At 60.0% G+C, this 19,213-nt stretch carries 19 protein-coding genes and 1 pseudogene; 9 read left to right on the forward strand and 11 right to left on the reverse strand.

The window, feature by feature from the left end:
• Window positions 1-309: a DUF3572 domain-containing protein gene (locus NBG89_RS05790; RefSeq protein WP_431322053.1), complete on the reverse strand. Its 309-nt coding sequence runs from the start codon at window positions 307-309 to the stop codon at window positions 1-3.
• A gap of 132 nt (window positions 310-441) precedes the next feature.
• On the opposite strand from NBG89_RS05790, the gene NBG89_RS05795 reads away from it, so the two are divergent.
• Window positions 442-813, forward strand: a complete 372-nt coding sequence (locus NBG89_RS05795) for a response regulator (protein WP_007531841.1) — start codon at window positions 442-444, stop codon at window positions 811-813.
• An 18-nt stretch (window positions 814-831) separates the two neighbouring features.
• Window positions 832-2,202, forward strand: a complete 1,371-nt coding sequence (locus NBG89_RS05800; protein WP_431322054.1) for a PleD family two-component system response regulator — start codon at window positions 832-834, stop codon at window positions 2,200-2,202.
• A gap of 698 nt (window positions 2,203-2,900) precedes the next feature.
• On the opposite strand, the gene rpmG is transcribed toward NBG89_RS05800, so the two are convergent.
• From rpmG to NBG89_RS05845, 9 genes and pseudogenes are all read right to left on the reverse strand, one after another.
• The gene (gene rpmG / locus NBG89_RS05805) at window positions 2,901-3,068 is read right to left on the reverse strand and encodes a 50S ribosomal protein L33 (protein WP_003587245.1); all 168 of its coding nucleotides are present in this window, start codon (window positions 3,066-3,068) and stop codon (window positions 2,901-2,903) included.
• A 93-nt stretch (window positions 3,069-3,161) separates the two neighbouring features.
• Window positions 3,162-4,349, reverse strand: a complete 1,188-nt coding sequence (locus NBG89_RS05810) for an MFS transporter (protein WP_088691851.1) — start codon at window positions 4,347-4,349, stop codon at window positions 3,162-3,164.
• Window positions 4,350-4,611: 262 nt separating this feature from the next.
• Window positions 4,612-5,067, reverse strand: coding sequence for a DUF983 domain-containing protein (locus NBG89_RS05815; protein WP_088691852.1), 456 nt, complete (start codon window positions 5,065-5,067; stop codon window positions 4,612-4,614).
• A 32-nt stretch (window positions 5,068-5,099) separates the two neighbouring features.
• The gene (gene rnr, locus NBG89_RS05820; RefSeq protein WP_431322055.1) at window positions 5,100-7,472 is read right to left on the reverse strand and encodes a ribonuclease R; all 2,373 of its coding nucleotides are present in this window, start codon (window positions 7,470-7,472) and stop codon (window positions 5,100-5,102) included.
• Entirely contained in the window at window positions 7,469-10,123 is a 2,655-nt protein-coding gene (gene topA, locus NBG89_RS05825) for a type I DNA topoisomerase (protein WP_431322614.1), read from the reverse strand. Before topA ends, rnr begins: the two co-directional genes overlap by 4 nt.
• Window positions 10,124-10,390: 267 nt before the next feature.
• Window positions 10,391-10,762 (reverse strand): annotated as a pseudogene (locus NBG89_RS05830) (DNA-processing protein DprA); the annotation flags it as partial.
• Window position 10,763: 1 nt separating this feature from the next.
• Window positions 10,764-11,384, reverse strand: coding sequence for a glycerol-3-phosphate 1-O-acyltransferase PlsY (gene plsY, locus NBG89_RS05835; RefSeq protein ID WP_431322056.1), 621 nt, complete (start codon window positions 11,382-11,384; stop codon window positions 10,764-10,766).
• Window positions 11,385-11,403: 19 nt separating this feature from the next.
• Window positions 11,404-12,693 carry a dihydroorotase gene (locus tag NBG89_RS05840; protein WP_431322057.1) on the reverse strand — a complete coding sequence of 430 codons (1,290 nt, stop codon included), beginning with the start codon at window positions 12,691-12,693 and terminating at the stop codon, window positions 11,404-11,406.
• Complete coding sequence (locus NBG89_RS05845) at window positions 12,690-13,646, reverse strand: aspartate carbamoyltransferase catalytic subunit (RefSeq protein ID WP_431322058.1); 957 nt, start codon at window positions 13,644-13,646, stop codon at window positions 12,690-12,692. The genes NBG89_RS05840 and NBG89_RS05845 overlap by 4 nt, the downstream gene beginning before the upstream one ends.
• A gap of 180 nt (window positions 13,647-13,826) precedes the next feature.
• Here NBG89_RS05845 and NBG89_RS05850 point away from each other — a divergent pair, with 180 nt between their 5' ends.
• The 5 genes from NBG89_RS05850 (at window position 13,827) to NBG89_RS05870 (ending at window position 17,525) form a co-directional block, all read left to right on the forward strand.
• Window positions 13,827-15,476, forward strand: a complete 1,650-nt coding sequence (locus NBG89_RS05850) for an acyl-CoA dehydrogenase family protein (protein ID WP_431322059.1) — start codon at window positions 13,827-13,829, stop codon at window positions 15,474-15,476.
• Window positions 15,476-16,093, forward strand: coding sequence for a GNAT family N-acetyltransferase (locus NBG89_RS05855; protein ID WP_431322060.1), 618 nt, complete (start codon window positions 15,476-15,478; stop codon window positions 16,091-16,093). The genes NBG89_RS05850 and NBG89_RS05855 overlap by 1 nt, the downstream gene beginning before the upstream one ends.
• A gap of 143 nt (window positions 16,094-16,236) precedes the next feature.
• Window positions 16,237-16,899, forward strand: a complete 663-nt coding sequence (locus NBG89_RS05860) for a TetR/AcrR family transcriptional regulator (RefSeq protein ID WP_431322061.1) — start codon at window positions 16,237-16,239, stop codon at window positions 16,897-16,899.
• 123 nt (window positions 16,900-17,022) lie between these two features.
• Complete coding sequence (locus NBG89_RS05865; RefSeq protein ID WP_037082677.1) at window positions 17,023-17,196, forward strand: hypothetical protein; 174 nt, start codon at window positions 17,023-17,025, stop codon at window positions 17,194-17,196.
• A complete protein-coding gene (locus tag NBG89_RS05870) occupies window positions 17,193-17,525 on the forward strand; it encodes a DUF6105 family protein (protein WP_088691862.1) in 333 nt (110 codons plus the stop codon). The genes NBG89_RS05865 and NBG89_RS05870 overlap by 4 nt, the downstream gene beginning before the upstream one ends.
• On the opposite strand, the gene ruvX is transcribed toward NBG89_RS05870, so the two are convergent.
• The gene (gene ruvX, locus NBG89_RS05875; RefSeq protein WP_088691863.1) at window positions 17,462-17,956 is read right to left on the reverse strand and encodes a Holliday junction resolvase RuvX; all 495 of its coding nucleotides are present in this window, start codon (window positions 17,954-17,956) and stop codon (window positions 17,462-17,464) included. The genes NBG89_RS05870 and ruvX overlap by 64 nt on opposite strands.
• Before the next feature lie 117 nt (window positions 17,957-18,073).
• On the opposite strand from ruvX, the gene NBG89_RS05880 reads away from it, so the two are divergent.
• Window positions 18,074-18,778 (forward strand): metal-dependent hydrolase, encoded by a 705-nt coding sequence (locus NBG89_RS05880; RefSeq protein ID WP_431322062.1) that lies wholly within the window; start codon window positions 18,074-18,076, stop codon window positions 18,776-18,778.
• Between the two features lie 125 nt (window positions 18,779-18,903).
• Window positions 18,904-19,191: an Asp-tRNA(Asn)/Glu-tRNA(Gln) amidotransferase subunit GatC gene (gene gatC, locus NBG89_RS05885; protein ID WP_088694720.1), complete on the forward strand. Its 288-nt coding sequence runs from the start codon at window positions 18,904-18,906 to the stop codon at window positions 19,189-19,191.
• Window positions 19,192-19,213: the final 22 nt, after the last annotated feature.

Genomic DNA, 19,213 nt, shown 5'->3' on the forward strand with positions numbered 1-19,213 from the left:
TCAATATTCTCCCGACCCAAGTCCCGGTGGCGAAAAGTGCAGCCACGCCGCATTCAAAGCGTCCGGCGCGGTGCCGGTCGCCTGGCAAAAGGCCATCGCCGTCGGCTCATGCTGCATGATGAAATCCATCATGCCCGAAAGAAACCCGGGATCGTTGATCGCGTGGCGGACCTGTGCGGGCTCGACGCCGGTCAATGCAAGGAAACGGCCGAACAAATCCGGTTCGCTAGCAAGCCAGGCAAGAACGGCGATCGCGGTCTGCTGCGGATCTGCCGCGAGTTGTTTCGAAGTCTTGAAGTTGCTTTGCATTTCTCTGGGTAAGTTACCTATTTTTCAACCAAATACCGATAGTGTGCAGCCATCGGTTCTATGGAACCATGCCATCGCGGAAGTCTTCTTCATGCGGGGAAACGGTACCAGAACGGACGTAGGACGCGTGTCATGCCCAAGCAGGTGATGATTGTAGAAGATAACGAGCTCAACATGAAGCTCTTTCGCGACCTCATCGAGGCGTCTGGCTACACGACAATCCAGACCCGAAACGGCATGGAAGCGCTCGATCTCGCGCGTAAATACCGGCCCGATCTGATTCTGATGGACATTCAGCTCCCCGAAGTTTCTGGTCTCGAGGTCACCAAATGGCTGAAGGAAGACGATGATCTGCACGTCATTCCTGTTATCGCCGTTACAGCATTTGCCATGAAGGGGGACGAGGAACGCATCCGCCAGGGCGGCTGCGAGGCCTATGTCTCCAAACCCATCTCAGTTCCCAAATTCATTGAGACGATCAAGACCTATCTGGGCGATGCCTGACGCATCGGAAAGAAGCCTATGACTGCGCGCATTCTGGTGGTTGATGACATCCCGGCCAACGTCAAGTTGCTTGAGGCGCGGCTGGTGGCCGAGTATTTCGACGTATTGACCGCAAGCGACGGCTATCAAGCGCTGGCAACATGCGAGCGCAACCAGGTCGATCTTGTCCTTCTCGATATCATGATGCCGGGGATGGACGGTTTCGAGGTGTGCGGGCGCCTGAAGGCCAATCCCAAGACCTCGCACATACCCGTCGTCATGGTGACGGCGTTGGATCAGTCGGCCGACCGAGTCCGTGGCCTGAAGGCTGGCGCCGATGACTTTCTCACCAAGCCGGTCAATGACCTTCAGCTGATTTCGCGGGTTAAGAGCCTCTTGCGGCTGAAGACGCTCAGCGACGAATTGCGCATTCGCGCAGAAACCGCCCATACAATGGGGATCGATGAGCTTCTGCGCTCGGGCGAGGGCCGGGGCGACGAATCAGGCCAGGTGCTGCTGGTCGATGGGCGTGCCGGTTCCCAGGAACGCATCATCAAGGCGCTGAAACCCGTCGCCGACGTCTCTGCGATCTCGGATCCGCAGGCGGCCATCTTCGAGGCTTCGGAAAGTCCGTTTGAACTGGTCATCGTCAACGCCAATTTCGACGGCTACGATCCGCTGCGCCTGTGCTCACAGCTTCGTTCGCTGGAGCGCACGCGTTTTCTGCCGATCCTGATTATCACCGAGCAGGGCGACGATGACATGGTGATCCGGGCGCTTGAACTCGGTGTCAACGACTATATCGTTCGACCGGTTGATCCCAACGAGCTTGTGGCACGTAGCCTCACCCAGATGCGCCGCAAGCGCTACAACGATCGCCTGCGCGCGAGTGTCAAGCAGACAATCGAGCTTGCCGTCACGGATCCGCTGACCGGGCTCAGCAACCGCCGCTACCTGGATAACCACCTGAGCACTCTGTTCAATCGCTCCATGGCGCGCGGGCGTCCGCTATCTGTGCTAATTACAGATATCGATCGGTTTAAGCAGGTCAACGACACCTATGGGCATGATGCCGGGGATGACGTACTGCGGGAGTTCGCGAACCGCATTCGCTCCACCGTCCGCGGCGCCGATCTTGCGTGCCGCTACGGCGGTGAGGAATTCGTGGTGGTGATGCCCGACACCTCGCCGGAGGTGGCCGCGACCGTCGCGGAGCGATTGCGTTCTGTGGTCGAGACGACACCGTTCCAGCTGAAGTCATCGGGGCAGGAGTTGAGCGTGACTGCCTCCTTCGGCATATCGTCGCGGATCTCATCGGTCATCACGCCGGGGCAGTTGATGAAGCAGGCGGATCTGGCACTCTACGAGGCTAAAACGGGCGGTCGAAATCGGGTTGTTGCCGCCGCCTGAGCGGACCTTTTAGTCCGGTTCTCGCGTCATCCACAGCTATGCGGCGAGGCGCTGGAATCAAGTAGTTCGAGTAGAAAGCCGGCCAGTCGATTGCATTCCAGCTTGCTCGAAATCTATCGCTATAAGCAATTGTCGGCGCAGGTGCGCGATAAATGTGATCATACGTCAGGTTTAGCCGGCATTCGGCTATGTGTAGGTAATGCTCAAGTCCTGATCTGTAGCATCAGCAACTAACACTATTGGTCTATATTGTGGCGTTCCTTGCCAACTTTGGCGCTATTCTTGCTGTCAGGACCGAATCGAAGGTCTAGAAATTGTCCTAAAGCGGTACTTTTAACCATAGAATCAACCTCGGAAATCTAACCATTAAGAATTTGTTGATTTTCTTTCATTTTCGAGCAAATTATCGGTCCATAAGAGATAAGCACTCCCTGTGAGGAGTCCGAGATACCCCATGATGCTCAGGTCCGCCGCATCTCCTGGGTCGTGGGGTCGGTCGGCTGGTTTGCAACATTAAGCGGTTCCTCGTGCCGCGTTGCTTGCCGGTCGACCCCCTTTCAAGAAAACGCCGTCCTTTCCGCATTTCCGGGAGGACGGCGATTCTGTTTTTGGGCATTAAAACCAGCGGTAAAGCCGGCAAACAAAAAGGCGCGCAGCCGGTGGGCGCGCGCCTTTTTGAAAAACATCAGATCAAGCGATTACTTGATCTTGGTTTCCTTGAACTCGACGTGCTTCTTAGCAATCGGGTCGTACTTGGTCTTCGTCATCTTGTCGGTCATCGTACGGCTGTTCTTCGTCGTGACGTAGAAGAAACCGGTGTCGGCCGTCGACAGCAGCTTGATCTTGATTGTGGTAGCCTTGGCCATGGTCGTCCTGCCTTTAATAAAATGAAAGCCGTGGCAGGCCGGATAGGCTCCACGGCAAATTCTGGCGCGAAACTACGAATCCCGCCCGAAAAGTCAAGCCCGCTTTCGGAGGAAAAGCAGCCTCACGGCGGAAAGCAGGGCATAAAGCCCGAAGAATCCCGCGATAGCCCAGGCAAAACCGTTATTGCCGGCAACGTCGATGGCTGCGCCGATCACCTGCGGCCCGGCCACCGTGCCAACAGCGTAACAGAATACAAAGGCCGCGTTGGCTGCCGCAAGATCGGAACCGGTCAGGCGTGAACCCAAGTGGCTGAGACCCACGGTATAGAGGCCTGCGACGCACCCGCCCCAGAAGAGCAGCACGGTGGCCATCAGGATCCAGCTGTGCACGAGGACGGGCAGCATCAGCGCGCCGATCAGGCCCATGAAGGCCATCGCGGCCAGCAGCGGGCGCTTGTCCCTCATGCGGTCCGAAAGCAGGCCGACCGGAATCTGGAAGATCACGTTTCCGATTCCCATAACCGTCAGCAGCAGGGCGGCCTGCGCTTCTGTAAAGGAGGCGCGCACGGCATAGATCGGGAACAGCGCGAGGCCGCCGGCCTCAACGGCGCCGAAGATAAAGACAGCAGCGGTTGCGGTTGGCACCAGGAAGACATAGCGCATGAAGTGCAACTCCGGCTTCTCTTCGAGAACCGGGCTTTCGTACCGCGCGATATAGATCGGAATGGCGGCCAATAGAACGGCGCCAGCGCCGACCGCAAAGGGCAGCACGCCATCACTGCCGAGAATCGAAAAGAGCAGTGGCCCGCCTGCGAACCCGAGCGACAGCACGGTCGCATAGATACCAAGGACGAACCCACGCTTCGACGGCGGCGAGGCGGCGTTGATCCAGAATTCCGACAGGATAAACAGCGTCGTCGTCGCGCCGTGAAAGGCGAAACGCAGCGGAAACCACATCCAGAAATCCTGGGCGTAGTAGAAGCCGAGTGCGCTGATCGCTGAAATCACGACAGCCCAGATCATGGTCGGGGCGACACCGTATTTGTGCGCGAGCTTCGTGGTGATGGGCGCAGCCGCCATTGCGGCAACACCGGCCATGGCCGTGTTTAGTCCAATAAGCGTCGAGGGAATGCCGCGTTTTTCGAGAATGATGCTGAGGAGCGGAAGTCCGAGACCGATTGCGATGCCGACAGCGGAAATGGACGAGACGGCTGCCACCAGCGAAGGCCAATGAATTTCTTCGACATCGCCTGGTGTCGTGCCGTTTCGCGGCTGAGACATATACGCATCCTTAGAGACCTGCTGCACAGAATCGCTCACCGCGAAGCACCATAGGAAGGCACAGTCATGCCAAATCCAAGTGACGGCTGTGCTTTACAAGATGAAATGCGCTGGCGGCAATAACCTGGATGATCTTGAATGGGTATAGTCAAAGAACCTTACCGAATAAGCATGAGATTTCGCCCCGCGGAGCCGCAGCACCGTTGGGCGTGCCACTACACGTCAATTGTGTCGTGAAGGTGAAGGGGCAGGGTGGGCAGGCCTAGCGTTTGCGGCCCGGTATCTCGTAGGCGTCGTGATCGTCGGTGTGACCACCGAAGCCGTGCATCTTCAATGCCCATTGCAAGCCGATGACGCCGCCTTTGATCGGCTGGATGATCAGCAGCGTGGCAATCAGGGTGATGGGCGTCCAGATGGCGAATGTCAGCCAGAGTGGCATTGGCCAAACGAGGTCGGTTGCCATGTAGCCGCCGATGATGAGGTGGCCAATAACGACGATTGCGAGGTATGGCGGCAGGTCGTCCGAGCGATGATGATACATTGCTTCGCCGCAAGCAGCACAATTGTCCACCGGCTTCAGGAAGCTCTTGAACAGCTTGCCGCTGCCGCATGCGGGGCAGGTGTTCAGCATGCCACGCTTGATAGAACGGCCGAGCGGACGTTCCACCTCCTCGCTTCCTCCATAACGGATTGCCTGGTCGGTCGAGGTGGTCGTCATCGTTCGTTTCCTTTCGCGGCGTCCCTACACGCCTATCGCCGCCCTCTTGGCGGCCTTGTTCCGGCCTGCTTGCGCGCCCGGCTTGCGTCGCGCCGGCCCGCCTTATGGAATGAACGTACAGCGGTGGGCATTTTTCGCCCCTCGCTGATCATCTCGAAGCGCAACGCACCGGCAAGCGGAATGGCTTCTGCAAGCTTGACCGTGACACCGTCGCCGAGGCGATATCCGAGCCCGGTCTTTTCGCCAGACAGCGCCTGGTGCGCCTCATCATAGATGAAGTAGTCCGTTCCGAGCGTAGATATAGGAACGAAGCCGTCTGCTCCATAGTCCGGGAGAGTGACAAATAGTCCCGATTTCGTCACACCTGATACGCGTCCTTCGAATTCCTCGCCGACGCGGCCGGCAAGATGATGCGCGATCAGGCGGTCCACCGTTTCGCGCTCGGCGGCCATCGCACGCCGCTCGAACGTCGAGATCTCGGCGGCAATGTCGTCGAGTGCGGCTTCTTGATCGGGCGTGATCCCGCCTTCACCAAAGCCGAGCGAGCCAACCAGCGCACGGTGCACGATCAGGTCCGCATAGCGCCGGATCGGTGAGGTGAAGTGCGCGTACTTCATCAGGTTCAGGCCAAAATGCCCAATATTCTCCGGGCTGTAGATTGCCTGGCTCTGGGAGCGCAGCACCATCTCGTTGACCATCGTTTGATGCGGAGTGTCGTCCGCCTTGGCGAGGATCATGTTGAAATTGTTGGCGCGCATATTGCCGCCCTTGGCGAGCGAAATGCCAAGCGTCGCCAGGAACTCGCGCAGCACCTCCTGCTTCGCCAGTGTCGGCCCGTCATGGATGCGGTAGATCAGGACCTGCCGCTTCTTCTCCAGCGTCTCGGCAGCCGCGACGTTGGCCTGGATCATCATTTCCTCGATGAGTTTGTGCGCATCGAGGCGCGGCGGCACGAAGACGCGATCCACGGTGCCGTCAGGCTTCAGCAGGATCTTGCGTTCCGGCATGTCAAGCTCAAGTGGCTGCCTGCGCTCGCGGCCGCGGGTCATGATTCTGTAGGCATTCCAGAGCGGCTTCAGGATAGGCTCCAGAAGCGGGCCGGTCTTGTCGTCAGGCTTGCCGTCGATCGCCGCCTGCGCCTGTTGATAGGAGAGCTTTGCGGCGCTCTTCATCATGACGCGGTGGAAGGTATGGCCGATTTTTCGGCCTTCCTTCGAAAACACCATGCGAACGGCAAGCGCCGGGCGATCCTGACCTTCTCTCAACGAGCAGAGATCGTTCGAGATCCGTTCCGGCAACATCGGCACGACCCGGTCGGGGAAATAGACCGAGTTGCCGCGCTTCAGCGCTTCGCGGTCGAGAGGCGAATTCGGCCGCACGTAATAGGAGACGTCGGCGATGGCGACGGTAACGATGACCCCATCCGGATTGTCGGGCGAGGGGTCCGCCTCCGCATAAACGGCGTCGTCATGGTCCTTCGCATCCGCCGGATCGATGGTGATCAGCGGGACATCGCGCCAGTCCTCGCGATGCGACATCGTCGCGGGCTTGGCATCGTCGGCTTCGGCGACGACAGCAGGCGGGAATATGTAGGGAATGCCGTGCGCATGGATGGCGATCATCGAGATCGCCTTCTCGGATGCAACGGAACCGATGATCGACAGAACCTTGGCGCGTGCCAGGCCAAAGCGCCCGAGGCGAGCGACTTCGACTTCGACCAGATCGCCGTCCTTGGCCTCGCCCTTGTAGTCAGGGTCGATCACCATCTCCTCGCCACGCCGGTCGATCGGAAGCAGACGACCGGCTCCGCCTGGCGCATCCTTGAAGACTCCGAGCAGCGCACCGCGGCGCTTGTCCAAAATCTTGATGATGCGCGCCGTGTAGGCTGGACCGCCGCGATCGGCGGCCGGAAAGATCTTCGCCAGGATGCGATCGCCCATGCCGGCAACAGGCGCCTTGCCCTTGCCGTTGCGCCCCGCCGGCGACGTCGACTGGCGAATGGCGACAGCAGGCGCAACGCCCTGGTCATCGGGCCACTCCGCCGGACGGCCAATCAGTTCGCCATCCTTGTCGCGCGTCGTGATGTCGAGCACTGTGACCGGCGGCAGCGCGCCCGGCCGGATCAATGACTTGCGCGTCTTCTGCAGCATGCCTTCCTGCTCCAGTTCGCGCAGGAGATGCTTCAGCTCGACGCGGCTTTCTCCCTTCAGGCCGAACGCCTTCGCTAGTTCGCGCTTCGAGGCCTTCTGCGGATGGTCGGCGATGAAACGCAGGATCACTTCGCGGGAGGGCAGAGACCCGTGAGCGATATTCAGCGGTTCGGCTGCGGGTTGCTGGCTGGCGCGTCCGATCTTGCCGGGACGCTTGCCCATGCCCTTCATTCTTTCCCGCGGGATTTTGCTCACTCTTTGCTCTTTTTCGTCTTTGCCGGCGCCTTGGCCTTCGCCGTCTTAGGCTTGGCGGCGGTCTTGGTCGTCTTGGTTTCAGCCGCGGCAGCCTTCGCCTTCGGTTTTGCCTTGCTCTTCGAAGCCGGCGCCTTGCCCGCCTTGGCGGCGATCAGCGCCAGCGCTTCCTCGACGGTCAGGGCCTGCGGATCAGTGCCCTTCGGCAGCGTCGCGTTGACCTTGCCCCAGTTCACATAGGGACCGTACTTGCCGTCGCGGACGGTGATAGCGCCGCCGTCGGGATGCTCGCCGAGCTCCTTCAGTGCCGCTGCCGTTCGCCCGCGCCCGCCAGGTGCCTTGTTCGCCTTCTCGGCGATCACTGTCACAGCGCGGTTGAGGCCAATCGAGAAGACGTCCTCGACGCTTTCAAGGTTGGCGTAGCCGCCATCGTGCAGCAGGAACGGCCCGTAGCGACCGATGCCGGAAGAAATCATCTTGCCGGTCTCCGGGTGCTTGCCAATATCGCGCGGCAGCGAAATCAGCGCCATCGCCTTTTCATAATCGATGTCTTCAGGCTTCCAGCCCTTCGGCAATGACGCGCGCTTTGCTTCTTTACCATCTCCGCGCTGAATATAGGGACCGAAACGTCCCGAACGCAGCGTGAGTTCTTCGCCGGTCACCGGATCGGTACCGAGGTTCTTCGGCTCGTTCAGTGCTACGCCTTCGGCTTCAGATCCGCCATCTGACGAAAGCTGGCGAGTATAGTTGCATTCCGGATAGTTCGAGCAGCCGACGAAGGCGCCGTATTTTCCGAGCTTCAGCGAAAGGTTGCCCGTCCCGCAGACCTGACAGATCCGCGGATCCCCGCCGTCTTCGCGCTTGGGGAAAACAAGTGGCGCCAGCGCCTCATTGAGTGAATCAAGAACGTTGGTGACGCGAAGTTCCTTCGTATCCTCGATCTGGGAGAAGAAGTCCTTCCAGAAATCGCGCAGAACCTGCTTCCAGTTCAGCTCCCCGGCTGAGATCCGGTCTAGCTTCTCTTCAAGATCGGCAGTGAAATCGTACTCGACGTACTTGGTGAAGAAGCTTTCGAGGAAGGCCGTCACCAGCCGGCCCTTGGCCTGCGGGATCAGCTTGCGCTTGTCGATAGTGACATATTCGCGATCGCGCAGGGTTGCCAGCGTCGCAGCGTAAGTTGACGGACGCCCGATGCCGAGCTCTTCCATCTTCTTGATCAGCGAAGCTTCCGAATAGCGCGGCGGCGGTTCGGTAAAGTGCTGGGTCGAATTGATCTTCTGCTTGGCGAGGCTTTCGCGAGCGTTGATCTCGGGCAGACGACCATCCTCGTCACCGTCATCACTCTGTTCACCATCTTCCTTCTGGTCGGTATAGGCGGCGATGAAGCCGTCGAAACGGATCACCGAACCGACAGCGCGCAGACCGGCTTTCTCGCCTTTGTTGTCGGCGGTGATTTCAGCCGTGGTACGCTCGATTTCAGCCGAGGCCATCTGGCTCGCGATGCCGCGCTTCCAGACTAGGTCGTAAAGCTTCAGCTGGTCGGCATCGAGGAACTGCCGGACTCGGTCGGGCGAGCGATTGAAATCGGTCGGGCGGATCGCCTCGTGCGCTTCCTGTGCATTCTTGGCCTTGGTCGAATAGAAGCGAGCCTTCTCCGGCATGTAGCGCTGGCCGAATTGATCGACGATGGCCTTGCGTGCCGCATCGATGGCTTCCGGCGCCATCTGAACGCCGTCCGTTCGCATGTAGGTGATCAGACCAACCGTCTCGCCACCGATGTCGACGCCCTCATAGAGCTTCTGGGCGATCTGCATGGTGCGCGACGCCGAAAAGCCAAGCTTCGAGGAGGCGGCCTGCTGCAGCGTAGAGGTTGTGAAGGGTGGTCCAGGGTTGCGCTTGACCGGCTTTGCCTCGACCGTGTCGACGACGTAGGTTGCGCCTTCCAGAAGCACTTTGAGCTTGCCGGCTTCTTCGCCATTTGCGATCGAGCGAGGCTGCAACCGCTTGCCATTCGCTGCAACCAGTTTTGCTTCGAATTCGTCGCCCCGCGGCGTCTTCAAGAGAGCCGAAAGGTTCCAGTATTCCTCGGAGATGAAGCGCTCGATTTCGGATTCGCGATCGCAAACCAAGCGCAACGCTACTGACTGGACGCGACCAGCCGAACGCGCGCCGGGCAGCTTGCGCCACAGAACCGGCGACAGGTTGAAGCCGACGAGATAGTCGAGTGCACGGCGGGCGAGATACGCATCAACCAGCGGGACGTCGATGTCGCGTGGCTCGGCCATGGCATCGAGGACAGCCTTCTTCGTGATCGCGTTGAAAACGACCCGCTTCACCGTCTTGCCGTTCAAGACGCGCTTTTTGTTCAGCATGTCGAGGACGTGCCAGGAAATCGCTTCACCCTCGCGATCCGGGTCGGTTGCGAGGAACAGGCCGTCAGACGACTTCACCGCATCGGCGATGTCCTTCAGACGCTTGGCCGACGCACCGTCGACCTCCCACAGCATCTCGAAATCCTGATCGGGAAGAACCGAGCCGTCCTTGGCAGGCAGATCGCGGACATGGCCGAAGGAGGCGAGCACCTTGTATCCGGAGCCCAGATACTTGTTGATCGTCTTTGCCTTGGCAGGCGATTCTACCACTACAACATTCATCATGATTCTCTAAAAAACGTGCCAGGCCGGTGGATAAGCAGATGGAATCCCAGCCGTGCCAAGATAACCGGTCCTTCGACATGGACAGGGAAATCGTTTCGGTCAAGTGGTTTGATTTCATTTTTACGCAATACAACGCTATGCAACCAATGCGAGATAGCGAGCGTGTTGCAATTTCCGATAATTAAGGTATCGTTTTTGAAGTGTGGTTCAGGCTCGCCGAAAGGCAGCGCTTCTCTTTCCTCCGAGACCATCCCATGGCGGCGAACCGAACGCCGGCTGCGAGGAGACAGAAAGATCGCCTTTGACGGCGAGCAACGGCGGAGCACCGTCGACATGCTTCAAGGCCTGCGGGTTATTCCGGCTCGCCGATACCGACGAACCGGGCGCCGAAGCGCCGTGCGGCCTCCAGTTCCTTGTGGGCCTCCGTCTCCGTTGCTATCCGGATGGAGCGCGTTGCCCCGCCACGCGCGGAAAGTTCGGGCAGGGCGGCAAGCGCCGTCTCGAAAGATCCAAAGTGATTGATGAGGTCGCGAAAGGTCGCCGGCCCGACATTGTCCGAGCGGATGAGACACAGCCACGCGATGCGTTGGCGTTCCGTCAGCGCAATTCCTTTGGCCTTGCGCTGCGAGCGTCCATCCTATCCCTTCGCCCCGATCTTGCTTTCCGTCCCGCTCATCAGGCGGAAGATGTTGGCCTTGTGCTTCCAATAGGAGATGACGGTCATGATCGCCATGATCGCTGCAACCTTCTCGGCGCCCAGTATCCACAATGCAACCGGAATGACAAGCATTGCAACCAGTGCGGAAAGCGACGAGTACCGGGTCGTGAAAGCGACAGCTAGCCAGACCGCAGCGAAAAGCAGAACCATAATCGGTGCGACGCCAAGCAGCGTCCCGATGTAGGTGGCGACACCCTTGCCGCCCTTGAAGCCGATCCACACCGGGAACAGGTGACCGATGAAGGCGAAGAAGCCTGCGATCAGCGCCGCCTCGTTGCCGAGGAAATAGCCGACGATCCAGGCCGCGGCAGATGCCTTCAGCGCATCGAGCAGAAGCGTTGCGGCAGCAAGCTTCTTGTTGCCGGTTCTCAGCACGTTGGTCGCGCCGATATTGCCGGATCCAATGCTGCGTACGTCGCCGAGCCCGGCGGCCTTCGTCAGGATCAGCCCGAACGGGATGGAGCCGAGCAGGTAGCCGATGGCGGCAGCCGCCAGCGCGATCGGCAGCGTGATCTGCCACGTCATGAGATCCGAGACCATGTTCCCTCCGGTGGTCTTTTTATATGCTGTGTACGCACTGTCCGGCGACGTAGGTCGCAACAGCGCGTCCGCTGAAGCGCGCGTCTTCGAACGGCGTGTTCTTCGAACGGGAAAGAAGCATGTCCTTCGAGACAAGCCAAGGGTCATCGAGATCGATCAGCGTGATATCTGCCTTGGCGCCCGGCTTCAGCGTGCCGGCCTCAAGGCCGAAGATCTGCGCCGGCCGCGTCGACATCGCATCGATCAGCCGCATCAGGCTGACCTGGCCGCTGTGATGCAGGCGCAGCGCCGCTGCGAGCATAGTTTCGAGGCCAACCGCGCCATCGGCAGCTTCACCGAAGGGCAGGCGTTTCGTGTCGACGTCTTGCGGGTCGTGCGAGGAGACGATGATATCGATCGCACCGCGCGCCAGCGCATCCACCATGGCCACGCGATCGTCTTCCGAGCGCAGCGGCGGATAGAGCTTGAAGAAGGTGCGGTATTCGCCGATGTCGTTTTCGTTGAGCGAGAGATTGTTGATCGAGATGCCGCAGGTCACGGTGGCCCCACGACTGCGGGCAAGTTCGATCGCTTCGACCGATTCCGGCACGGAGATCATCGCGGCGTGGTAGTTGCCGCGCGTCAGCTTGGCGATGCGCAGATCACGCTCGAGCGGGATGAGTTCTGCTTCCTTCGGGATGCCGCCGAGACCGAGCCAGCTGGCGAACAGTCCCTCATGCATGACGCCGGTGGCACCGAGATATTTGTCACGCGTCTCGCAGGAAATAACGGCCCCGAACTCGCGCGCATAGGTCATCACACGGCGCAGGACCTGCGTGTCATGGACGCTCGAGCGGCCATCGGTGAACGCGACGGCGCCAGCTTCCATCAGCAGGCCGATCTCGGTCATTTCTTCGCCGGCAAGATGCTTGGTGATCGCCGCTGCCGGATAGACGTTGATGAGTGCCTTGTCCTTCGCCGTCTTCTTGACGAACTCGACCAGTGCGATGTCGTCAATGACAGGATCGGTGTCGGGCATCATGATGATCGAGGTCACGCCGCCGGCTGCGGCCGCACGGCTCGCCGACGCGATCGTTTCGCGATGTTCGGCGCCGGGTTCGCCGATATGAACGCGGGCATCAACGAGGCCTGGTGTGGCGACGAGGCCGGTGCAATCGCGTACATGGGCGCCAGCAGGCGCTCCCTGGTTCTGCGCATCGGCGCCGGCTGCGACGATCACGCCATCCTTGACTATGATGGTGCCGACTTCGTCGAGATCGCGCGAGGGGTCGACGATGCGAACGTTCTTGAGGACGATCGAGTTGCTCATGCGCCGGCTCCTTCGGTGCGGGGACCCTGGTTCTGCGAGACCAACAGCGCCTCCATCACGGCCATGCGCACGGCGACCCCCATTTCCACCTGTTCCGCAATCACGCTCTGCGGTCCATCCGCGACCTCGGAGGAGATCTCGACGCCGCGGTTCATCGGGCCGGGATGCATGACGAGTGCATCTTCCTTCGCGGCCTTCAGGGTCTCCGCGTCGAGCCCATAGAAGTGATAGTATTCACGCACCGACGGCACGAAGGCGCCGGACATGCGCTCGCGCTGCAGCCGCAGCATCATCACCACGTCGGCGTCCTTCAGCCCTTCCTTCATGGAATGAAAGACCTCGACGCCCATCTCGGCGATGCCGGCAGGCAGCAGCGTTGCCGGCGCGACGACGCGTACGCGTGCGCCCATCGCGTTCAGCAGCAGGATGTTCGAGCGCGCCACTCGCGAATGCAGAACGTCGCCGCAGATCGCGACGATGATCCGCGACAGCTTGCCCTTGGCGCGGCGGATTGTCAGCGCGTCTAGCAGCGCCTGAGTCGGATGCTCGTGCTGGCCGTCGCCGGCGTTGACCACCGAGCAGGACACCTTCTGTGCGAGGAGCGCGGCGGCACCGGCACTGGAATGGCGGATAACGAGCACATCAGGCCGCATCGCGTTCAGCGTCATTGCCGTATCAATCAGCGTCTCGCCCTTCTTCACCGAAGAATTGCCGACCGACATGTTCATCACGTCGGCGCCGAGGCGTTTTCCGGCGAGCTCGAAGGAAGATTGCGTGCGCGTCGAGGCTTCGAAAAACAGGTTGATCTGCGTGAGGCCTCGCAGCGTCGATGTCTTCTTCTCTCTCTGCCGGCTGATCTTGACGGCCTCGTCGGCCTTGTCGAGGAGAAAGGTGATATCCTGCTCTGTGAGCCCTTTGATACCGATGAGGTGGCGGTGGGGAAAGAAGACCATGAACCTGCCTCTTGCTGTCGTCTGCGGGGTCTATAAAGAGTGAGCCGGGCGGCGGCAAGCTTGCGCTGTGGGCAAAGACCCGTCTCCCCCTGCAATTTTACCCGAATTCAACTATTGCAGAGGTAGGGAAATTATAACTTCCGGTTTCCCTTTGCCTGCCTCTTGCACTAGAAGCGATTCATGACGCCCGCCGAAGAGAAACTCGCCGAACTCAACCAGCCGAGCCTGTGGTCCGGCATCAATGCCTACAGGTCCGATCCGCTGATCGTCGACCTGACTGGCACGCTGCCGCGCGGGATCCGTGACGATCTCGACAATATGGGCCGGTACGTGACCTCGCCGGAGGCGCAGGAGCTGGCACGCATGGCGAATCAGGGCACGCCGCAGCTGCGCACGCACGGTCCGCGCGGCGAGCGGCTCGATGTCGTCGAGTTCCATCCCGCTTGGCACGCACTGATGCGCCGTTCGATGTCATCGGGGCTCCATTCGTCGGTCTGGGATCCGCAGTCGGATACCGAGGCGAAAAATCAGGCCCACAAGGTCAGGGCGGCTCGCTTCTACCTGACGGCGCAACTCGAATGCGGCCACCTTTGCCCGCTGACGATGACGAGTGCCTCCGTGGCAGCGCTCTCCGCTTCGCCTGCCGTGCAGAAGGACTGGGCGCCGAAAATCCTGTCGCGCAAATACGATTCCACCAACAAGCCGGCCATGCAGAAGTCCGCCGTGACGATCGGCATGGGCATGACCGAGAAGCAGGGCGGCACGGACGTTCGCGCCAACAAGACGACGGCCGAAAAGGTCAGCGAAGGCATCTATCGCCTGTCCGGTCACAAGTGGTTCATGTCGGCGCCGATGAGCGATGCCTTCGTGATGCTGGCACAAACGAAGGATGGGATGGGTTGCTTCCTCGTTCCACGTCTTCTCGAAGACGGTTCGGCAAACGGCCTGCACTTCCAGCGTCTGAAGGACAAGGTCGGCAACCGCTCCAATGCCTCGTCCGAAGTCGAGTTCAACGATACCTTCGGCTTCCTGCTCGGCACGCCGGATGGCGGCATCCGCACTATTCTCGACATGGTGACATTGACGCGCCTCGATTGCGCGCTGGCCTCCTCCGGCATCATGCGCGCCTCGCTGGCCGAAGCCGTGCACCATACCCGCGGACGCAGCGTCTTCGGCAAGATGTTGGTGAGCCAGCCGATCATGACGCGGGTGTTGGCGGATATGGCGCTCGATGTGGCGGCTGCGACAGCGCTGTCCTTCCGCCTCGCCGATGCGTTCGATAGGGCGCGCGGCAGCGCCGAAGAGGCGGCCTACGCCCGCGTCATGACGCCGGTTGCAAAATACTGGTGCTGCAAGATCGCGCCGTCACTGATCTACGAGGCGATGGAGTGCATCGGCGGCAGTGGCTACATCGAGGAACGTCCGATCGCCCGCCACTACCGCGAAGCGCCTGTTAACGCGATCTGGGAAGGCTCGGGCAACGTCATGGCGCTCGATGTGCTGCGCATCCTCGACCGCGGCAAGGATCTCTTCGAGACGGTGTTTGCCGGGCTCGCGCGTGATCTCGGGCCTGCGGGCAAGAAGACAATCGACGTGCTGCGCGCCGCCATGGCGCTTTGCGAGCGGGACGAAGGTGCTGCGCGTCTGCTGGTCGAACAACTGGCACTCGCCGCCGGTGCTGCCGAACTCTATCGCCTGGGGGCAGGGCGGATCGCCGACGCCTTCATCGAGACCCGTCTGGCAGGCGGCTGGCGTTCCACATATGGCATGCTGGATTCGCGCTTCGACGCCAGCTACATCGTCGATCTGCTCTATCCGCCGGCAAGCTGATGACTGTACTGCGCCCCGTCCGTGCCGATGATCTCGAACAGATCTATCGAATCTCGCTGGTGACGGGCGATGCTGGCCGCGATGCGTCCGAGCTGCATCGCGACGGCAAGCTGATCGGCCATGTCTACTCAGCGCCTTACGTCTCGCTCGGTCCCGAAACGGCTTTCGTGGCAGAAGATTTGGAAGGCGTCGCCGGCTACATTGTCGGTGCCTTCGACACGACCGCGTTCGAGGAGCGCCTCGAACGCGAGTGGTGGCCTTCGCTTCGTAAGATCTATACCGACCCGCAGGGAGATCCTTCCAGTTGGAACGCGGATGAGAAGTACGCCGCGTCAATCCATCACCCGTCTCACGTACCTGCCGCGATCGTTGAAACCTTTCCCGCCCATATTCACATGAACCTTCTGCCGCGCCTTCAAGGGCAGGGGGTGGGCACCGCGCTTCTTAACAGATGGTTGAAGAATGCCCGAGAGGCCGGCGTTACAGCAGTCCATCTCGGCGCCAGCCCCGATAACCATGGCGCACTGCGCTTCTGGGGTTCCCGTGGGTTTGTCCGTCTCGAACCTCCCTTGGTGGATGCTTCCGATCCGACTGCGTGGTTTGGGCAGAAGCTCTAGCTGCAGTCATGTCACCGAACGGTGACGCGCGCTTGCTGTCGACGCCTTTGGCAGGCTGTCCACAATCTTTCAAAGGCTTGTCCGTTGCCGGTGGTGGGTGAGGTTGCTACTCACCGCAAAGTGACAATTCGGACCGAATCCCAATGCTCAATGATCCCATGGTGCTAGCGCCCGTTGCCGACGCAATCCGTGTCGAGCCGGAAAAGCGTATCCGAGACCGAAGCGCGACCGAGAAGGCAATCCTGAAGGCGGCCAAGTCGCTGCTAGCGGAGGAGGGGTTCCAGAATTTCGGGATCAATGCGGTTGCCCGCCGCGCCGGATGCGACAAACAGCTGATCTACCGCTACTACGGCGGCTTGAACGGTCTAGTGGAGGCGATCGGTGCCGATCTCGGCAATTGGGTTAAGGACCGCATTCCCGAGGACACCGGCGGCATGTTCCTCCTCACCTACGGCGATCTGATGGAGCGGCTATCGCTGCTTTTCCTCGAGGCGTTGCGGGATGATCTGCTTGTTCGTCGCATCGTTGCCTGGGAGGTCTCCGAAAACACCGAGCAGGTCCGGCGACTTTCCGAGGCGCGGTCGAAGGCCTTGGCAAACTGGCTCGACCGCATGCGCGGATCGCTGACGCCCCCGAAGGGCGTCGACGTCGTGGCCGTCAATGCGATTCTGATCGCAGCCATCCAGCATCTCGTTCTTTCCGCATCCGCCGGCGGCCAGTGCGCCGGACTGGCGCTGAAAACGTCAAAGGATTGGGAGAAGGCGGCAACCGCCCTGAAACGTATCGTTCGCGGCGTCTACGGCTGAAACAGAGACGGTCTTTCCACAGGTCCCCAGGCACGCGTTAACCTTAACAAATGGTTTACGTTGCGCCCTCACGGTTAAGAAGTCAGGTTGCTGGGCAGTCCAAAATGTTGGGTGTCTGGAACGATGGGAACCAAAATCGCAAGAGCCGCGTTTCTTGTTGCCGCGATGATGTTTTTCGCTGTGCTTGCGCTGGATATCGCTGTGCCGGCGCTGGTTCTGGGTTCGATGGCGTTGTCGATATGGCTGGTTTCTTACGAGGGACTATCCATTCGAAGAGAACGAGAGACGACCGCATGAAGTGGTTTCTGATCTTCTGGGCCGGTCCCATTGTCTTCTTGGCAGGATGGTACTGGCTTTCCTATTACGACATGAACTTCGGCATCTTCATGCTGAGCAGGCAGGTTCATGACCTGACGTTCCAGATTTACGGAAAGATCCTTGGCATTCCGCCGGAAACCATTCCGCCGCTAGTTGCCCGCGCGATCGCCGTCGATAGCCTCGTCGTTTTCGCAATCATAGGGTTTCGCCGACGCAAGGCAATTCACGCCTGGTGGCGTGCGCGTCACGCATCCAGGTCGTCCGATGCCGCTCTGCCGAGCAAGGAAAGCCTATCCAGCGCTCCCTGAAGAATGAAGCTTGCCGCGGCCGAGTCGATCCGCTCGGCACGCTGCCTACGCGACACATCCATTTCCAGCAGCGCGCGCTCGGCGGCAACCGTCGACAGTCGTTCATCCCAGTAGACGAAGGGCAGATCAGTCTTCTGCTCCATGTTGCGCACGAAGGCGCGTGTTGCCTGGACACGCGGTCCGGCCGATCCGTCCATATTCATCGGCAGGCCGATGACAAAGGCCGCGACCTTTTCCCTTGCGGCGAACTCCAGCAGCGTTACCGCATCGATCGCGAATTTCTCGCGCTTGATGACCGGCCGTGGCGTCGAAAAGCGCCGTCCGAGATCAGACATCGAAAGTCCGATCGTTTTCGTGCCGAGATCGAGACCCGCGATCGCCTGTCCCGGCTGTAGCACCGTCGCCAGTTCCTCGATCGTCAGCACCGTCATCGTCGTTTCATCCCGTCAAAAGAAATTGAAGCAGCGCCGCTTTTCTTTGTGGCCGCATCGGATATGTCCATAACCAGCAAAGCAGGCTTTTGCATCCCATAATAAAAGGAGAATTTCATGAAGATCACTTGGCTTGGTCACTCCGCTTTCAGTATCGAGATCGGAAAGGCGAAAATCCTGCTGGATCCATTTCTCACGCACAATCCGTCCTTTGCAGGGCAGAATGCAAAGGATGTCGCGAGCGGTGTCACCCATATCCTGCTGACGCACGGTCACGGCGATCATGTCGGCGATACCGTTGCACTTGCCAAGGAGACCGGCGCGGTCGTTCTCGCCAACGCCGATCTTGCCGCCTGGTTGGGATCGAAGGGCCTGAAGAAGATCGAAGCGGGTAATACCGGCGGTACGATTTCGTTCGACGGTTTCTCGGCAACCTTCACCAACGCGCTGCATTCCTCCGCACAGATCACCGAGGACGGCGTTTCACACGCCCTCGGCAATGCAAACGGCCTAATGCTGCACTTCGATGACGAAGCATCGATCCTCGCCATGGGTGATACCGACATCTTCTCCGACATGGCGTTGATCAACGAGCTGCATCAGCCGGATATCGGGTTCGTTCCGGTCGGCGACCGCTTCACTATGGGCGGCGCCGTCGCGGCCCTTGGTTGCCAGCGCTACTTCAACTTCAAGACGGCCATACCCTGCCACTATGGCACCTTCCCGATCATTGACCCCACGCCTGAGAAGTTCGTCTCCGGCATGGAGGGATCGAAGACGGCGGTGAAGACGCCGAAGCCGGGCGAGAGCCTTTCTCTTTAGTCGAGGTCTGCCGAAATCGCTTCGCTTTCGGAGGCGGAATTCTACGCAATCGAAAGGCCATGCCCGTTGCGCACAGCGGGCGTGGCCTTTATAGCGGGTAGGAAAAATCCTATCCGGAGAATACCATGTCCGTCGACTTTGCCACCGTTAAGCGCGTAGCGCGCCTTGCCCGTATTGCCGTTTCGGAAGAAGAGGCAAATCGCATGGTTGGCGAGTTGAATGGTATTCTCGGTTTTGTCGAGCAGCTCTCGGAAGTCGATGTCGAGGGCGTCGAGGCAATGACATCGGTCACGCCGATGGAGATGAAGAAGCGCACGGACGACGTGACCGACGGCAACAAGGCCGCCGACATCGTCTCGAATGCGCCTGTCACCGATCAAAATTTCTTCCTGGTACCCAAAGTCGTCGAATAAGGCCTTCGCCGTTTCCGACCTC

Origin of the sequence: Rhizobium sp. YTU87027 (assembly GCF_050644135.1) — a bacterium.
In the GTDB taxonomy this organism is placed as follows: Bacteria; Pseudomonadota; Alphaproteobacteria; order Rhizobiales; family Rhizobiaceae; genus Rhizobium.

Excerpts from the sequence above, each read along its gene's own strand:
- NBG89_RS05790 (WP_431322053.1), bottom strand. The coding sequence starts at position 309 with ATGCAAAGCAACTTCAAGACTTCGAAACAACTCGCGGCAGATCCGCAG.
- NBG89_RS05795 (WP_007531841.1), top strand. The coding sequence starts at position 442 with ATGCCCAAGCAGGTGATGATTGTAGAAGATAACGAGCTCAACATGAAG.
- NBG89_RS05800 (WP_431322054.1), top strand. The coding sequence starts at position 832 with ATGACTGCGCGCATTCTGGTGGTTGATGACATCCCGGCCAACGTCAAG.
- rpmG (WP_003587245.1), bottom strand. The coding sequence starts at position 3,068 with ATGGCCAAGGCTACCACAATCAAGATCAAGCTGCTGTCGACGGCCGAC.
- NBG89_RS05810 (WP_088691851.1), bottom strand. The coding sequence starts at position 4,349 with ATGTCTCAGCCGCGAAACGGCACGACACCAGGCGATGTCGAAGAAATT.
- NBG89_RS05815 (WP_088691852.1), bottom strand. The coding sequence starts at position 5,067 with ATGACGACCACCTCGACCGACCAGGCAATCCGTTATGGAGGAAGCGAG.
- topA (WP_431322614.1), bottom strand. The coding sequence starts at position 10,123 with ATGAATGTTGTAGTGGTAGAATCGCCTGCCAAGGCAAAGACGATCAAC.
- plsY (WP_431322056.1), bottom strand. The coding sequence starts at position 11,384 with ATGGTCTCGGATCTCATGACGTGGCAGATCACGCTGCCGATCGCGCTG.
- NBG89_RS05840 (WP_431322057.1), bottom strand. The coding sequence starts at position 12,693 with ATGAGCAACTCGATCGTCCTCAAGAACGTTCGCATCGTCGACCCCTCG.
- NBG89_RS05845 (WP_431322058.1), bottom strand. The coding sequence starts at position 13,646 with ATGGTCTTCTTTCCCCACCGCCACCTCATCGGTATCAAAGGGCTCACA.
- NBG89_RS05850 (WP_431322059.1), top strand. The coding sequence starts at position 13,827 with ATGACGCCCGCCGAAGAGAAACTCGCCGAACTCAACCAGCCGAGCCTG.
- NBG89_RS05855 (WP_431322060.1), top strand. The coding sequence starts at position 15,476 with ATGACTGTACTGCGCCCCGTCCGTGCCGATGATCTCGAACAGATCTAT.
- NBG89_RS05860 (WP_431322061.1), top strand. The coding sequence starts at position 16,237 with ATGCTCAATGATCCCATGGTGCTAGCGCCCGTTGCCGACGCAATCCGT.
- NBG89_RS05865 (WP_037082677.1), top strand. The coding sequence starts at position 17,023 with ATGGGAACCAAAATCGCAAGAGCCGCGTTTCTTGTTGCCGCGATGATG.
- NBG89_RS05870 (WP_088691862.1), top strand. The coding sequence starts at position 17,193 with ATGAAGTGGTTTCTGATCTTCTGGGCCGGTCCCATTGTCTTCTTGGCA.
- ruvX (WP_088691863.1), bottom strand. The coding sequence starts at position 17,956 with ATGACGGTGCTGACGATCGAGGAACTGGCGACGGTGCTACAGCCGGGA.
- NBG89_RS05880 (WP_431322062.1), top strand. The coding sequence starts at position 18,074 with ATGAAGATCACTTGGCTTGGTCACTCCGCTTTCAGTATCGAGATCGGA.
- gatC (WP_088694720.1), top strand. The coding sequence starts at position 18,904 with ATGTCCGTCGACTTTGCCACCGTTAAGCGCGTAGCGCGCCTTGCCCGT.